2 protein-coding genes are annotated in these 2,136 nt (G+C 72.3%); both read right to left on the bottom strand.

The window, feature by feature from the left end:
• Window positions 1-114: 114 nt before the first annotated feature.
• Window positions 115-882 carry an enoyl-ACP reductase FabI gene (gene fabI, locus IJH84_RS05165; RefSeq protein WP_295140899.1) on the bottom strand — a complete coding sequence of 256 codons (768 nt, stop codon included), beginning with the start codon at window positions 880-882 and terminating at the stop codon, window positions 115-117.
• Window positions 883-1,000: 118 nt separating this feature from the next.
• Complete coding sequence (fabG, locus tag IJH84_RS05160) at window positions 1,001-1,705, bottom strand: 3-oxoacyl-ACP reductase FabG (protein ID WP_200072531.1); 705 nt, start codon at window positions 1,703-1,705, stop codon at window positions 1,001-1,003.
• Window positions 1,706-2,136: the final 431 nt, after the last annotated feature.

The raw sequence follows: 2,136 nt of genomic DNA, 5'->3' as shown, positions 1-2,136 counted from the left end.
CGACAGGAACAGCAGCGCATCAAAGCTCACCCGTCCATGATGGCGCGGGCCGGTGCGCTGCGCTCAAGCGGGTGGGGCGTGCGTGGATCTTGTCACGCACGCCCCCGTCGCAGCTCACGCGCCCAGCGCGTGGAACCCGCCGTCGGCCCTGATCATCGAGCCGGTGGTGGTCGGCAGCCAGTCCGACAGCGCCGCGCAGATCGTGCGCGCGACCGGCTCCGGGTCCGTCATGGCCCAGCCCAGCGGAGCGCGCTCGCCCCACTTGTCCTCCAGCGTGGCGAAGTCCGGAATGGACTTGGCCGCCATCGTGCGCACCGGCCCGGCCGAAACCAGGTTCACCCGCACCCCGCGCGGACCGACCTCGCGGGCCAGGTAGCGGTTGGTCGACTCCAGCGCCGCCTTGGCCACGCCCATCCAGTCGTAGCCGGGCCACGCCACGCGCGCGTCGAAGTCCATGCCCACGATCCCGGAGCCCGCGGTCAGCAGCGGCAGCGTCGCGGTGGTCAGCGACTTCAGCGAGTACGCCGAGATCTGCACACCGGTGGCGACGTCCTCCCACGGCGCCTCCAGGAAATCCCCGCCCAGGCAGGACGGCGGCGCGTAGGCGATCGAGTGCAGCACCCCGTCCAACGCGGGCAGGTGCTCGCGCACCCGCTCGGCCAGGGTGTCGAGGTGTTCGGCGTTGGTGACGTCGAGCTCCAGCACCGGGGCGGGCTTCGGCAGCCTGCCCGCGATGCGCTCGACCAGGCTCAACCGGCCGAAACCGGTCAGCACCACCTCGGCGCCCTGTTCCTGGGCGGTCTTGGCGGCGTGGAACGCGATCGACGCGTCGGTGATCACGCCGGTGATCAGGATCCGCTTGCCTTCGAGCAATCCGCTCACGTGCTTCCTCCGCGATGATTGTGGCCCGCTGGCGCGGGCGGTGAAGGTTGTGGCCCGCTGGCGCGGGGTGGGAACCAGCCGCCGAGCCCCGGGCGCGGCGGCAAGAATCCGCCGGTGGTCAGTGCCCCATCCCGGCACCGCCGTCGACCGGGATGACCGCGCCGGTCACGTAGGCCGCGGACTCCGAAGCCAGCCAGGTCACCGCACCGGCGACCTCCTCCGGGGCGGCGAACCGGGCCAGCGGGATCTGGGCGAAGATCTCCTTCTTGCGCTCCTCGGAGAGCTCGTCGGTCATGTCGGTGGTCACGAACCCGGGAGCGACGACGTTCGCGGTGATCGAGCGCGAACCGAGCTCGCGCGCCACCGACCGCGCCAGGCCCACCAGGCCCGCTTTGCTCGCCGCGTAGTTCGCCTGCCCGGCGCCACCGGACAGGCCCACCACCGAGGACACGAAGATCATCCGGCCGCGGCGCAGCCGCAACATGCTGCTCGCCGCCCGCTTGGCCACCCGGTACGAGCCGGCGAGGTTCGCGTCGAGCACCCGCCCGAACTGGTCCTCGCCCATCCGCAGCAGCAGCCCGTCGTCGGTGATCCCGGCGTTGGAAACCAGCACCTCGACCTTGCCCTGGGCCTGCTCGACCTCGTCGAAGGCCGCCGCGACCTGCTCGGCGTCGGTGACGTCGCACTGCACCCCGCGCAGACCCTCCGGCGCACCCGATCCGCGGTGGGTGACCGCCACCTCGTCACCCGCGGCCTGGAACGCACGGGCGATCGCCAGCCCGATGCCGCGGTTGCCTCCGGTCACCAGTACGGACCGTCCCACTGTGGATCTCCTCCCGAAAAGCCTCGCCCGGCGGGCGCCGCGGCCCGCCTCAACGGCCGCGACATTATCGGTTCACCACCGGCGCCCCGCCATCCACTCCGCACAGAAGACGGAACGTCTCCTCGTGCCGCGCCGACAATGGACACCGCGCGCAGCGCCGCCGGACGGACACCGCACGGGACGCTGCCCATAGCCACCGCGCGCCGCGCGGCCCAGCGGACACTGCACGCCGCAGCGAACACCTACGGTGCGTGGGAGACATCCCGAACCCGCGTTCCCACCGAGCCGGCCAGGAGCACCCGCGATGACCGCCACCCCGGACAGGGCGACCGCCCAGCCCACCACCACTCACCTTCCGCAGGACTTCGCCGCCGAACTGCGCGGCGCGCTCGACGGGCAGGCACGGTTCGACCCCAGAACCCGCGCGCTGT

Source organism: Saccharopolyspora sp. (genome assembly GCF_017434145.1).
Classification (GTDB): domain Bacteria; phylum Actinomycetota; class Actinomycetes; order Mycobacteriales; family Pseudonocardiaceae; genus Saccharopolyspora_C; species Saccharopolyspora_C galaxeae.
This window is presented reverse-complemented; position numbering and strand designations above follow the sequence as displayed.